Genomic DNA, 13,245 nt, shown 5'->3' on the forward strand with positions numbered 1-13,245 from the left:
GGCACAAGCCGTCAGGCAGTGTCTCTCCTGGACATGCCCAGGCCAGATGTCAGCCAGCAAGCTCCGGCAGATCACGCGGTTGCAGGAACCGCACCAGCTGCGCGCCCGCGGCCCCAAGCGAAGCCCAGCTCCCCGGCACCGAGAAATCGGCCAGGGACGCGGATGGATAGGCCTCCGTCAGTGCCTCGGCGCCAACCCCCGTCTCACCGCCTGGAACATCCCCGGCGAGGTTCAGCGCCAGGTCATGCAGCCCCGGGTTGTGCGCGATGAGCAGCACGCTCCCTACCGTATCCGGCACCTCGCGCACCGCCTCCAGCAGCCGCGTCCAGGGCGCGAGGTACAGATCATCCATCGGCTCGACCGGCGGCGCCCCGTCGAGCGTGCCGAGGCCCTCCAGTGTCTGCAGCGTGCGGCGTGAGGAGGAGACCAGAACCAGCCCCGGCCGCAGCCCGAGACCGCGCATCGCCGCTCCCATGGCCGCGGCGGCCCGCCGCCCGCGCGCGTTCAGCGGGCGCGCGTGGTCCGAGAGTGCCGGGTCGTCCCAGGCGGATTTGGCGTGGCGCAAAAGCAGCAACTGACGCATGGACAGAGCCTGCCACAACTGCCGCGGCCTGTCGCGGGCACCCCCGCTCACTCCCGCGCCAGCAGGCCGCGCCCACCCACCCGGCCGTGGAATGCCCTAGCGGCGCGGCGGAGCGTTCATCACCCGCCCGGGGTCGCGGTAGGCCGGAGGCGGCACGGCCGGCGCGGTGCCGCGCTGCTGCCCCCCTACATCCTCCCGCGCCGCCTGGCCCGGGAACACCGAACCCTCGGTCACGCCCACGCTCACCCGCTGGAAGGCCACCTGCGCGGTACCGACCTGGATCCCGTACCAGGACACCGCGGCGCGGGAGATCGCCATGTCGTCGGCCGTTCGCAGGAACCACTGGTCGAAGCCCAGCCGCCGCCGCTTGCCCGAGAGCGTCAGCATGTCCAGCTCGTGTTCCAGCCGGAACGCATTTCCCGTCACTCGGCCGCGCACCGGCCCGGTGGCATCCGTCGCCTCCCCAACCCAGGCTTGGCCCGACGAATCGGCGGGGTCGCGCCGCAGCTTCCAGAAGCGCCGGTCCTCGAAGCTGTCGTCGTAGCGGAAGTGCTCGTCGAAGGTCAGCGTCGTGCCGTCCCAAGCGCCGACCAGCGTGGCCGTGAACCAGCTCTCGATCGCACCCAGACGGGTGGCGAACACTCCGTGGCTGCGCAGCTTCCCGGCGAAGAACTCCTCGGGCCGGAAGGGCGGGCCCTTGCCCTGGAACACCTCCGGCGCCGTCCCGCAGCCGGCGAGCCCCCCGGCGGCACCAAGCGCGGGAAGGGCAAGGAGAAGCGAGCGTCTGGAGGTCATGGGCCGGACCATTCCCCAGCCGAACCGCCTTCGCCAGCCCGTCGTCTCCGCCCCCGCACCCGAGCCCATTCCGCGCGTTAGATCATGTCATGGGCGGTACGAAGCCCGCATCGGGAGAACCGCGAATGAGACGAGCAGCACGGCACACGGCGAGGCGCCCTTTCCGCCGATGACCACGCTGCAACTCGCCGCCCTCCTCATCGCCGGGATCGGGCCCTTTCTGGCCCTGGCGCGGATGCTGGGCGTGCCCACGCCGATCCTCCTCGTCGCGCTCGGGGTCGCCACGGTTTTCATCCCGGGCCTGCCGCAAACGCCGGTCGACCCGCAGCTGCTGATCTCGCTGTTCCTCCCGCCGGTCATCTACGCGGCCTCGATCCGCGTCTCGATCCACCTGCTGCGCTTCACCCTCGGCACGGGCGTCGCCATCGGCATCGCCCTCTCGGCCGTCACCATCCCCCTCGTCGCCGTCGCGGCCCGCGCGCTGCTGCCGGGGCTGGATTGGGCGCCCGCCCTGCTGCTCGGCATCGTCGGCGCCCTGTTCGACACCCGCCTGTTCCACGAGGCCGAGGGAAGGCCGCAGGTGCCCCGCGCCATCGCGGACTCGCTGAAGGTGCGTGAGATCGTGGCCCGCGTCGTCTCCCTTGGCACCCTCATGCTGCTGCTCCGCGCGGTCGAGGACGGGCCGCCCACGCCGCTCGGCGCCGCCGCTGGCTTTGCCTGGGCCATGGCCGCCGGCGCCGCCACCGGATGGGCCCTGGCCCGCGCCACCCTCTGGCTGCGCGGCCGCGCCGGGCCAGCCCCGGTCGAGATCGCGATCGCTTTCGCGCTGCCCTATCTTTGCGCGCTCGCCGCCCAGTGGCTCGGGCTGTCGCTCTCCGCCACCGTCATCGCGGCGGCGCTTACCGTCTCCTCCAGCGACGTCAACCGCGACACCGGCGAGACGCAGACTTCCCCCGAGGCCCGCATCTCCGCCACAGCCTTCTGGGAGGAGGTCAGCCTCCTCCTCTCCGCTGCCCTGTTTCTCCTCGCCGGCCGAGCCCTGCCGGAGGCATTGGGCGCGCTGGAGCAATGGCCGGTCTGGAGGATGGTCGGCACCGCCGTGCTGCTGGTGCTGCTGATCCTCGCCCTGCAATTCGCCTTTTCCTACCTCGCCGCCTGCCTGCCGGCCCCGGCCGATGCACTGCGCGACCGCCAGCCCGAGGTCAGCGAGGAGGGGACGCGCCTGACTGCTGCCGCAGTCATGGCCTGGGCCTGTACCCCCTCGATCCTCGGCATCGTCGTCGCTCTCTCCGCCCCTGAAAGCATGGAAGATCGCGGCCTGACCCTCATCGTCGCTGCCTTCCTCATCCTCGGCGCGGTGGCGGTGCAGGGGCTGACCCTCCGCAGCGCCGTCCGCGCCGCCGCCCTCGGCGATGACGGCGAGCAGAAGAATGAGGAGAGCATCGCCAGCGAGGTCGCCTCGAAGGCGGCGGAGGGCGAGAGCGATGTGCAACGCGGCCACGATGCCGTGCGCCGCGCCCTCCTCCAGTTGCGGGAGGACAACCACATCGGTGACGAGATGCTGCAGAAGATGCTGCGCGAGACCGACCTCAGCGCCCGCGCAGCCGAAGGCCCCGCGGCCGCGTTGCCCGGCGCCGGTCCGCCGAATCCCTGATCGGCACGCCTTCAAAATGGCAGGCTGCCCGCTACCCTGCCGCGATGAACCGGATTCGCGCCCTTCTCCTTCTCCTTCTGCTGCCGCTCGCCGCCTGCGCCGCTCCCGGTCCAATGCCCGCGCCCGAGATCGCCGCACGCCTCCCCGAGCGCGTCGCGGACCAGCACCGTCAGGAGGGCGGGGATCCCACCCCGGGCTTCATCGTCCGCTACGCCTCGCCCAACGGCAACCGCACGACCCTGCTCCTCACCCCCGATCCGGCCCTGGCCTGGGTTGCGGACAGCGAGCCCGCGGACCGGCTTGAACCGCACCTCCGCCGCGCCAACCGAACCCTAGGCGCGGAGCTGCTCGGCCGGCGCGAGGTACCCGGCCTCGCGCGGGTCCAAGTCCGCGCACGCGAACCCGGCAGCGAGGCGATCTGCCTCATCGCCCCCGTCGCGGATCCGCCATCACTGGAAGCCCTCTGCCTGGCCGTCGTCTCCGGCCAGCTTGCCACCGCGCGCATCACCGTGGCCGGGATCCGCGGCACAGGCCGCGACCGGACCGTCTATGCCGGCCATATGGCGATCTTCTTCTTCGAAGCCCTGCGCCGGGCCGGCGTGTCCGGCGGCGTCGCCTCCGCGACGACCGCCGCAGCGCGGGACCCGACTGGCGATGCCGCCGCTCCCCTGTTCCCCGAACGCTCCGAGGCTGCCAATCCGGTTCCGGCCCCGGCGCCTCCGGGGCGCTAAGGACCGCCGTCTTCGGCGCTACAGCCCTGCATAAGGGGAGCGGCACCGCTACCGTCGCGCCATGACCCGGATTCGTGCCCTCGTGCCCCTCCTGCTGCTCGCGGCCTGCGCCGAGCCCGGCGCAGCGCCTGGAGCTTTTCCCAGCGCCGGTCAGCCCGCCTCGTCAGCCGGCAACCCTGCGGCGAAGCCCTCGCCCCTGCCGCCCGCCGAGCCGCTCGCCGCTCAGGCCGTCTCGGCCCGTTTGCCGGACCGGCTCCGAGACCAGACCCGGCTCGCCGCCCTGCCCGAGGCGGGCTCCGGCCGCATCGCGCGCTACAGCGCCTCCTCCGGCAGCACGCTCGACGTGTACCTGATCCCAGCCCCCGGCAGCCCCGATGGGATCGCCGTCCCCGTCTTGGATCGCGAGTACGGACAGGCCGTGCGCTCGCTCCAGGTCACGCTTCGCGGCCGCGGCACCGTCGCGGCCATCGCGCATATCGAGGCCGGGCGCGGGCGCCGGGCGCCGTTCCGGTGCGCGATCGCGACGCTGGCCGCGCCGCCCTCCATGGAGGCGGCCTGCCTCAGCACTGTCTCCGCGCAGGTGGCCCGTCTGCGCCTCACCTCCTTCGGCAGCACGGACCGGGACCTCTACAACTACACCACGGGTATCGCGGCGGACCTCTTCGATGCGCTGCGGGGCCAGTCGCGGCCGGAGCCCCAGGGCATGCCCGGACCCATGCCGGACCCGTACACGGCCGGCCGCAAGCCCGCGCCCTGAGTACCTGAGCCGCGCCTCCCTCAGCCCGCCTTCGCCCGCAGCGGCGGCGCCAGCACATCCGCCGGAATTGGGGAGGCATAAGCGTTTCCGCCCCTCCGCTCCCGCAACTCCGCCTTGGCACGCGCCAGCAGCTCCGGGTCCCGGAACCCGTCCAGCGCGGTCGCTGCCATCACCTTCGCCGCCTGCACCATCCCCTTATGCGCGTGGGCGGATTGACCCTGCGCCACAGCCTGCCAGGTGTGGAACGGCGTTCCCACCGCCCAGCACGCGCCCCAGGCCTGCACCGTCGGCACGATCTGGGACACGTCGCCCACATCCGTGGACCCGGCCTGGGTGATCGGCTGGCCGTCGAAGGGCAGCACGCCCTCATGCAGCGCCACCTCCGCCAGCGCCGGATCCGCCCCGAAGCTGGCCACCTCGGAGGCGATGTCCCCCTCGCTCAGCGAGCGCCGGATCTCCGCCGCGAAGCCCTGGTCCGCCGCGTCGTAGCCCGGCGCGCCCAGCGCCTGGAAATTCCCGTGCAGCGCCATCTCCAGCGTCCGGTTCTGCAGCACCTCCGAGCACGCCTTGTCGATCTCGAAGGACCACTTGGTCCCCGTCATGATCGCCGCCCCTTCCGCGCAGGCCTTCACTCGCTCGAACAGCGCCGCCGCCTCGCTCACCCGGGGCGAGCGGATGAGGTACAGAACCTCCGCATTCGCCTGCACCACGTTGGGCGAGGACCCACCGGAGTTGGTGATGGCGTAATGCACCCGCGCCTCCTGCGGCATGTGCTCGCGCAGGTAGTTCACGCCGACATTCATCAGCTCCACCGCATCCAGCGCCGACCGCCCGAGATGCGGAGACCCCGCCGCATGCGCTGCCTTGCCCTGGAAGCGGAAATAGACCTGGTAGTTCGCCAAATTCCGGATCGACATCACCCCATTGAACGCCCCGGGATGCCAGGTCACGGCCGCATCGAGGTCGTCGAATACCCCCTCACGCGCCATGAAGGTCTTGCCCGAGCCGCCCTCCTCTCCCGGGCAGCCGTAATACCGCACGCGCCCCTTCATCCCAGCCTCGCGCAGCGCATCCCGCGCCGAGACGGCGGCCAGCATCGCCCCCACGCCGAGCAGGTTGTGCCCGCAACCATGCCCGTTGCCGCCGGCCTCGAGCGGGCGCTGCTCAGCCACCCCGGCCTCCTGCGAGAGTCCGGCCAGCGCGTCAAACTCCCCGAGGAAACCGATCACCGGCCCGTCCTCCCCGGCCTCCGCGATGAAGGCCGTCGGAATCCCCGCGACGTTCCGCGTCACCCGGAACCCATCGGCTTCCAACTGAGCGATCTGCACCTCCACCGAGCGCGTCTCGGCGAAGCGCAGCTCCGGCACTGCCCAGATAGCATCCGACACCGCCGTGTAGGCCGGCGCCTTCGCCTCCACGGCATCGGAGAGGCGGTCGAGGAGAATGGGATCGTTCTTCATGGCCGCGCCTTCTAATCCCGCCCGCATCCCAGGTCACCAAGGTGACGCCAGGACAGCGGGGTGCCGGGAAGACACCACGCGGCGCCCGGCCGCGCGGTGCCGCAGGTCACAACCGTGAGTTCAGGTTATCTCGACGACGAGCTTTCCGAAGTTCCGCCCCGCCAGCAGCCCCACAAAGGCCTCCGGCGCCCGCTCCAGCCCCTGCACCACATCCTCGCGGTACCGCAGCGAACCCTCGCGCAGCCAGGCCGCCCCGGTGCGCGGCCAGTCCTGGAAGGCACGCGGATGGTCCCGCACGATGAAGCCCTGAAGCTTCAGCCGCTTCCGCACCACCTGCATCAGGTTCGGCCCTGGCGCCGGCTCGGCGTCGTTGTACTCCGCCACCATCCCGCAGAAGGCCACCCGCGCGAAGTCGTTCAGCAGCGGCCACACCGCCTTCTGCACGGCGCCGCCAACATTCTCGAAATAGCTGTCGATGCCATCCGGGCAGGCCGCTGCCAGCAGCGCCGGGAAATCCGCCGCGCGATGATCCACGCAGGCCGGGAAACCAAGCTCCTCCCGCACGAAGGCGCATTTTTCCGCGCTCCCCGCGATGCCGACCACCTTCGCGCCCATCCGCATGGCGATCTGCCCCGCCACGCTCCCCACCGCGCCCGAGGCCGCCGACACCACGAAGGTCTCCCCAGGCCGCGGCGGCGCGATCTCTGTGGTACCGACCCAGGCCGTCGTCCCCGGCATGCCCAGCACGCCAAGTGCCGTGGTCACCGGCGCCGCTGCCGGGTCCAGCTTGCGCAGCCCGCTCGCCGGTACGGCCGAGAACCGCTGCCACCCCATGCCCCCAAGCACCCAGTCACCGGGCTGGAACCGCCCCGTCGGGTCCTCCACCACTTGCGCAACCGTCTGCCCCTCCATGACAGCCCCGATCTCGACCGGCGCCGAGTAGGACTTCGCCGCGCTCATCCGCCCGCGCATGTACGGATCGAGCGAAAGGAACCGGTTCCGAAGCAGCGCCTCGCCGGATCGGGGCCGGGGAGGGGCCTCCTCCCCCATTTCGAAATGCTCCGGCCCCACCTGACCCTCGGGGCGAGCCTTCAGAAGAACGCGGAGGTTGCTCTCGGCCATCGATCTCTCTCTGCCTCTCGGCGTGCTGTGTTCGCCGCAGGCTGGCATCCCGTCCACGCCCGGTCACCACAGCCACCCCGCACATCGGCGGCACCGGCGGCCGCGGCGCCCGCTGGCGCCCCGGTTCCGCCGGCGCTACAGCCGCCCGATGATCCCAGCGGCCCCTACCTCCCGATGCGCCTGATCGGCCTCGCCGGCTGGAGCGGCGCGGGCAAGACCACTCTTCTCGCCGCCCTCATCCCCTGGCTGAAGGGAAGGGGCCTCACTGTCTCGACGATAAAGCACGCCCACCACGCCTTCGACATCGACCAGCCTGGCAAGGACAGCCACACGCACCGCAAGGCGGGCGCTTCCCAGGTTCTCGTCTCCTCCGCGAACCGCTGGGCTCTGATGACGGAGCTCCGCGGTGCGCCCGAACCCGCGCTGCGCGACCTGCTCGCCCATCTCGCCCCCGTGGACCTCGTCCTGATCGAGGGCTTCAAGCGCGACCCTCACCCCAAGATCGAGATCCATCGTGCCGCCAACGGCAAGCCCTGGCTGCACCCCGATGATCCCGCCATCCGCGCCGTCGCCGCCGACATCCTGCCACCTTCGCCGCTCCCGCATGCCGCGCTGGACGACATCCCCGCCGTGGGCGCGCTGGTGCTCGAGCATGCGGCCCCTTGGGCGGCGCCCCCGCCGGGCTGAGCCGCGCGCGTCCAAAATGGGCCGCTCAGGATGCGCCGCTCAGGAGGCGCTGGTGTCCTCCAGATCCGTCCAGATGTTCTCGCCGTCGCCCTTGTAGTCCTCGTGCCCGACCTCCTCGAACACGACGTCCGACGTGAAGGTGTTGTCGCCCCACTCCCCCTCGCGCCAGGCCGTCAGCCACTTCGCCACCTCCTCCGCGCGGAACTCGAAGATGCCCTTGTCGTCGGGCGCATCGCGCTGGCCGAAGGTGTACATCGAGGCATCGAGGTAGCGGTAAAGGTCCAGCCCGTCCTGCCGCAGCAGCCCATCCTCCGACAGGCCCGTGAACAGCGTCTGCAGCTCCTCGCGATGCGCGTCCATCGCTTTGCGGTTCTTCTCGTCCAGGATGATGTCCGGGATCAACGTCGCCGCCGACAGGATGGCCGAGATGAAGAAGGAGGGCGCCGCCGCCGCCTTGATCGCGTTCAGCCCGCCCAGCCCCGCGAAGGAGAAGACCCCCGCCGCCGTGCCGAAGGCGCCCGAGGCCACCTGCAGCGCGCCCTTCGCCACTGTCTCGTCGCTGCCGCTGCTCAGCCCGTTGCGGATTGTCAGCCCGCCGATCACCGAATCGGCGATGCCCACGAAGCTGTTGGCGCCCGCATCCAGCACCTGCAGCACGGCGGAGGCGCCGCGCTTCCAGCCGCTCATGCCCTCGGGCAGGTCCGGCCGCTTCTGGAAGCCGTTCGCCATGCCGTCGATCAGCTTCTGCGTGTCCGCGCCCTCGATGCCCCTGAAGTAGCCCGCCGCGCGCTTCGGATCGCTGCTGCCGTCGATCTCGGCATTCACGTTCCGGGTGAACTCCTCCAGCACCTCCGGCGTCGCGGTCAGCCCGCCGCCGATCGTCTCGGACCGCTTGCCGAAGAGATCGGGCAGCGACTTGTCGAGCCCCAGCAGCTCGTTGGTCTTGGTCCCGTTGATCGAATCCGTCATCCGGGTGCCGAGATTCACGAAGTGCCGCCCGGCTCCGATGAAGCTGATGAACTCCTTGGCGATGCCCAGCCGCTCCTCCGGCGTATCCGCCAGCGTGCCGCCCTTACCGGTCAACTGGTAGATGCCCGAAGCCAGCGAGACGAGCCCGCCGGCCGAGCCCAGCATTCCGTTCGCGTTCATCTCGCTGATCGCCTTCAACCCGCCGCCGCCCGCGGCCTCGCCAACCGACTGGTACTTGCCGCCGCTGCCCATCAGCCGCTGGATGTCGTCAGTCGTGACTTGCCCGTTCTTCGAGTAGAGCGCGCCCAGCTCCTGCATCGCGTTGCCGAAGTTCTTGGCCGTCACCTTGTCCTGCAGCACCTCCTTCAGGAACTTCTCGGACTCCACGAGGCGGCGCCCGGCATCGATGCCGAGCTTCTTGATCACCTGCAGGATCACCTTCCCCGTGTCCTGCGTCGCCGTGGTCAGGTTCTCCGCGCTCACCTGATCCGGGTTCGCCATCAGCGCGTCCAGATCCATCGTCAGCGCATCCACCTGCGCAGACTGCGCGAAACCCGCCGCCTTCTGCGGATCCATCACGAGGAGCGCGTCGAAGGTGCTGGCGATGTCGTCCTTCGCGACCTCGCCCTTGCCCGCCGCGCGCAACTCGCCAAGGTACTTCATGTAGTCGGTGCCGAAGGCCATTTGCTCCAGCCGGCGCATCGCCTCCTCGCCGCCCTCCGCCTTGCCCAGGCTCGCCTTCCGCTCCGCCGCCAGGTCCTTGCCCACGGCGTCGGACCCCATCAGCTCGGGGATCCGCGCATCCACCTTCTCCGCATCGACGATGGTGCCGAAATCCTTGCCCGTTGCGTGGTTCAGCGACTGCCCGCTGGCCATGTCGAGCCCGACCATGTTCAGCCCGTCCTCCGACGCGCCCTTGGCCTGGATGGCACGGTACAGCTGCGCGCGCTCATCGCTCGCGGGGATGTCGCCCTTCTCGATCCCGGACTTCCAGTTCTTGACCAGGTTCTGCCAGGTCAGCTCGTTGACCGTCAGCTTGCGGTCCTTGTCCTTGGAATCCGTCTCGCTCGTCTTCAGCGCTCCCAGGTCCAGCTCGCCCGAGCCCGGCATCTTCCCCTCGCGCCGCGCATCGTCCACGGCCTTCGCCGCCTCGCCCGCATGCGCTTCGCCATACTGGGCGGCAGCACGGTCGTAGAGGCCGGGATTCACGTCGCGCGAGATATGCAGGTGCTGACCGTCCACCTCGATGCCGATGAAGCCCTGCTCCTCGTTCGGCGCCAGCACCTTCGCGCCCGCCAGTGCCTCCTTCGAGATCTGCCGGCCACCATCCACCATGGCAAAGCCGTCATCCCAGCCTTTCACCGTCGCGCCAACCTTGTCCGCCAGCTCCGGCGTCAGCTCGCGCTGCACCATCACCTCACGCCCATCGCTCAGCCCCAGCTTCCACAGCGCCCCGCCCTCGTAGCTCACCCAGGTCGAGATCTTCTCCAGCGGCAGCGTGTCGCCACCGCGCAGCACCTCCGCACCCTCGCCCTTGATGACGTCCCGCTGCACATCCGGAATGGCGGACAGCGCCTCCGCGTAGGCGTAGAGGCCAGGATTGTCGGCGCGCCGCACAACTGTCGTCTCCCCGCCCGAACGGAAAGCCAGCGCCTCACCGGCCAGCTCCGGATGCTCCGCCATATAGCGTTCGGGCAGGCCGACGACCTCCGTGCCACGCACCGGCGGCCAGGTCTCGTTGCCCCCGGCGACGCGGAACTCCCCGCTCTTGCCGGCGTGCTCGCGCAGGGCGTTCCCAAGGATCTCGGCAAAGCGCTGGGCGTCGGTCGGCGCGGGCGCGGCGGACGAGGTGGGGCCGGTGCTGGCTTCGACACGCATGGGAGAACCTCCGTGGCTGGGCTGCCCCGACGATGCAGGGCGGGCGCAGGTTCCCCAGTCGGCCCCCGGTGTGAAACGTCGGTTCCGTGACGGCTCGATGAAACCGGGCCTCTCAGGCCCCAAACTCAGGCCCTACAACTCACCCCCTAAAACTCAGGCTCGCTTGCCGCCTGGGCGCGGGCGAGTTCCACCAGCTCTTCCGGCGTATTGGCGTTGAGGAACGGCTCTCCGGCCCACTCCACCAGCGCGTAGCCATGCTCCCGCGCCCACCGGCTCACCTTTCCCTCGCCGGCCAGCACCGCCGCCCGCAATGCCTCGCGCAGGGAGACCGGCCAGATCGCAACCGGCGGATGGATGTCCCCGCCCGAGGCCGCACAGGCGATTGGCGCCGCCGCTTCCCGCAGCCGCGCCGCGAGGTCCGGCGGCACCAGCGGCGTATCCCCGGGCACCGACAGAACCCAACCCATGCCGAGGGACGCCGCATGGTCCATCCCGGCCAGGATCCCCGCCAGCGGCCCGGGATGGCCAGGAATGGAATCCGCCAAAACCGCCAGCCCCGGCGCCACCTCGGCGAAGCGCGACGGATCGCCATTCGCGCTGACCGCCAGCGCGGAGACCTGCGGGCGCAGTCGCTCGAGCAGCACGGCCATCATCGGCCGGCCATTGATCGGCAGCAGCGCCTTGTCGCCACCTCCCATACGCCGCGCCTGCCCACCGGCCAGCACGACACCGAGAATGCGGCGGTCAGCCCCCTCCACCTAGCCGCGTCCGCGCAGCGCCAGCGGCCGGAGCAGGAAGGCGGTGCCCCAGCCCCAGGCCGCGCCAATCAGCGGCAGCACCCAGGGCGGCGTTGAGCGCGGCAGGTGCTGCGGTACGAGATAGGCCGCCGCCACCCCCAGCACCGCGCCGGAGATCAGGTCCGGCAGCGGCGCCCAGCGCAGGAACAGCCCGATCAGCACGCCACCAGCAGCCCCAAGCAGGCAGAACCAGGCGAGCCAGGGCAGCCCGTGCGGCCCCGCCGTCTGAACATAGGCTGCCAGCGGCATCACCTTGGCGATGTGATGCAGCAGGAACAGCGTCGAATCGCGGAAGACGATGACCGACAATGCCCCGCAGGGCGCCCCGAACAGGAGCGCCCTTCGGAGGTCTTCCTTCACGAGGCCGCGCGCTCCGCTACGCACTCGCGCAGCGCATCGCCCAGGATGTCCATGCCCTCATTCACCAGCGTGTCCGAGGTGGTCAGCGGGCAGAGGAAACGGATGACATTCGCCCGCACGCCGCAGGAGAGCAGGATCAGACCCTTCTCCGCCGCACGCGCCACCAGCGCCCGCGTCAGGTCCGGATCCGGGCGGTCGGCATCGCCATTGGCTACTAGCTCCATCGCCACCATCCCGCCGACCGCGCGAATATCGCCGACGATGCCGGTCAGCGAGTTGCTGCCCTGCAGCTCCTTGATGCGCCGCACCAGCAGCGCGCCGATCTCGTTGGCGCGCTCGATGAGGCCCTCCTCCTCGATCACGTCCAGCACCGCATTACCCGCCGCGCAGCCCAGCGGCGAGCCGCCATAGGTGCCGCCCAGCCCGCCGACCTTCGGCGCATCCATGATGGAGGCCGTGCCGGACACCGCGGAGAGCGGGAACCCGCCCGCCAGCGACTTCGCCATCGTCACCAGGTCAGCCTGAACCCCGGTGTGCTCCATGGCGAACATCTTGCCCGTGCGCGCGAAGCCGGTCTGCACCTCGTCCGCGATCAGCAGGATACCGTACTTGTCCGCGATTGCGCGCAGCCCCTGCATCAGCTCCGGCTGCGCCTGGTAGAAGCCGCCCTCGCCCTGCACGGGCTCGATGATGAAGGCCGCGATCCGCTCGGGATCGATGTCGGACTTGAACAGCGTCTCGATGGCTTCCAGCGTGTCCGCCACCTCCTTGCCGTGATAGGCCACGGGGAAGGGCAGGTGGTAGATATCGGCGGGCATGGGCCCGAAGCCCACCTTGTACGGCACCACCTTGCCCGTCAGCGCCATGCCCAGAAGCGTGCGGCCATGGAAGGCGCCGGAGAATGCGATCACGCCCGGCCGCCCGGTATGGGCGCGCGCGATCTTCACCGCATTCTCCACCGCCTCGGCCCCGGTGGTCAGGAAGATGGTCTTGGCCGGCCCGCGCACCGGCGCGATGGCGTTCAGCCGCTCCGCCAGCCGGATATAGCTCTCATAGGGCGTCACCTGGATGCAGGTGTGGGAGAAGTTCTCCAGCTGCGCCTGCACGGCCGCCTTCACCTTCGGGTGCAGGTGCCCGGTGTTCAGCACCGCGATCCCGCCGCCGAAATCGATGTAGCGCTTGCCCTCGACATCCGTGACCTCGGACCCTTTGGCCTTGGCGGCGAAGACGGGCAGCGAGATGCCCAGGCCCCGCGGCACGGCCGCTTCGCGGCGCGCCTGCAGGGCGGCATTGGTCGGGCCCTCCTCGATGGCGGCCGTCGCCTCGCCTGAAATGGTGGTGCCCATGGATAAAATCTCCCGTCGCGCTGGCCGGAAATTGCTCTGGGCGGCGCTCGGGGGCAAGGCTCAAGGCGCAGGAAGCCGCCCTGGTCCATCCCGTATTCCATCCGAT

General features: G+C 70.5%; 12 protein-coding genes. 4 read left to right on the forward strand and 8 right to left on the reverse strand.

The features are described from left to right. Nucleotides 1-49: 49 nt before the first annotated feature. Nucleotides 50-583 (reverse strand): SixA phosphatase family protein, encoded by a 534-nt coding sequence (locus ACVBD7_RS04735; protein ID WP_458096349.1) that lies wholly within the window; start codon nucleotides 581-583, stop codon nucleotides 50-52. A 96-nt stretch (nucleotides 584-679) separates the two neighbouring features. Beyond that, nucleotides 680-1,378 (reverse strand): DUF3833 family protein, encoded by a 699-nt coding sequence (locus ACVBD7_RS04740; protein ID WP_458096350.1) that lies wholly within the window; start codon nucleotides 1,376-1,378, stop codon nucleotides 680-682. Nucleotides 1,379-1,547: 169 nt separating this feature from the next. Here ACVBD7_RS04740 and ACVBD7_RS04745 point away from each other — a divergent pair, with 169 nt between their 5' ends. The 3 genes from ACVBD7_RS04745 (at nucleotide 1,548) to ACVBD7_RS04755 (ending at nucleotide 4,520) form a co-directional block, all read left to right on the forward strand. After that, nucleotides 1,548-3,032, forward strand: a complete 1,485-nt coding sequence (locus ACVBD7_RS04745) for a cation:proton antiporter domain-containing protein (RefSeq protein WP_458096351.1) — start codon at nucleotides 1,548-1,550, stop codon at nucleotides 3,030-3,032. Nucleotides 3,033-3,076: 44 nt separating this feature from the next. Beyond that, nucleotides 3,077-3,763, forward strand: a complete 687-nt coding sequence (locus ACVBD7_RS04750) for a hypothetical protein (RefSeq protein ID WP_458096352.1) — start codon at nucleotides 3,077-3,079, stop codon at nucleotides 3,761-3,763. 61 nt (nucleotides 3,764-3,824) lie between these two features. Continuing rightward, entirely contained in the window at nucleotides 3,825-4,520 is a 696-nt protein-coding gene (locus ACVBD7_RS04755) for a hypothetical protein (protein ID WP_458096353.1), read from the forward strand. A 20-nt stretch (nucleotides 4,521-4,540) separates the two neighbouring features. Here the strand turns inward: ACVBD7_RS04755 and ACVBD7_RS04760 are convergent, their stop codons facing one another. Then, a complete protein-coding gene (locus ACVBD7_RS04760) occupies nucleotides 4,541-5,980 on the reverse strand; it encodes a M20 family metallopeptidase (protein ID WP_458096354.1) in 1,440 nt (479 codons plus the stop codon). Nucleotides 5,981-6,100: 120 nt separating this feature from the next. Further along, nucleotides 6,101-7,102 carry an NADP-dependent oxidoreductase gene (locus tag ACVBD7_RS04765; protein WP_458096355.1) on the reverse strand — a complete coding sequence of 334 codons (1,002 nt, stop codon included), beginning with the start codon at nucleotides 7,100-7,102 and terminating at the stop codon, nucleotides 6,101-6,103. A 174-nt stretch (nucleotides 7,103-7,276) separates the two neighbouring features. Here ACVBD7_RS04765 and mobB point away from each other — a divergent pair, with 174 nt between their 5' ends. Continuing rightward, nucleotides 7,277-7,789 carry a molybdopterin-guanine dinucleotide biosynthesis protein B gene (gene mobB, locus ACVBD7_RS04770; protein ID WP_458096356.1) on the forward strand — a complete coding sequence of 171 codons (513 nt, stop codon included), beginning with the start codon at nucleotides 7,277-7,279 and terminating at the stop codon, nucleotides 7,787-7,789. A 39-nt stretch (nucleotides 7,790-7,828) separates the two neighbouring features. On the opposite strand, the gene ACVBD7_RS04775 is transcribed toward mobB, so the two are convergent. The 4 genes from ACVBD7_RS04775 to gabT all read right to left on the reverse strand — a co-directional run bounded on the left by ACVBD7_RS04775 (nucleotide 7,829) and on the right by gabT (nucleotide 13,139). Next, a complete protein-coding gene (locus tag ACVBD7_RS04775) occupies nucleotides 7,829-10,636 on the reverse strand; it encodes a hypothetical protein (RefSeq protein WP_458096357.1) in 2,808 nt (935 codons plus the stop codon). 146 nt (nucleotides 10,637-10,782) lie between these two features. Continuing rightward, a complete protein-coding gene (gene mobA, locus ACVBD7_RS04780; protein ID WP_458096358.1) occupies nucleotides 10,783-11,394 on the reverse strand; it encodes a molybdenum cofactor guanylyltransferase MobA in 612 nt (203 codons plus the stop codon). Continuing rightward, the gene (locus ACVBD7_RS04785; RefSeq protein WP_458096359.1) at nucleotides 11,395-11,793 is read right to left on the reverse strand and encodes a hypothetical protein; all 399 of its coding nucleotides are present in this window, start codon (nucleotides 11,791-11,793) and stop codon (nucleotides 11,395-11,397) included. Further along, the gene (gene gabT, locus ACVBD7_RS04790) at nucleotides 11,790-13,139 is read right to left on the reverse strand and encodes a 4-aminobutyrate--2-oxoglutarate transaminase (protein ID WP_458096360.1); all 1,350 of its coding nucleotides are present in this window, start codon (nucleotides 13,137-13,139) and stop codon (nucleotides 11,790-11,792) included. Before gabT ends, ACVBD7_RS04785 begins: the two co-directional genes overlap by 4 nt. Nucleotides 13,140-13,245 lie beyond the last annotated feature (106 nt).

This window comes from Roseomonas sp. WA12, assembly GCF_054165765.1.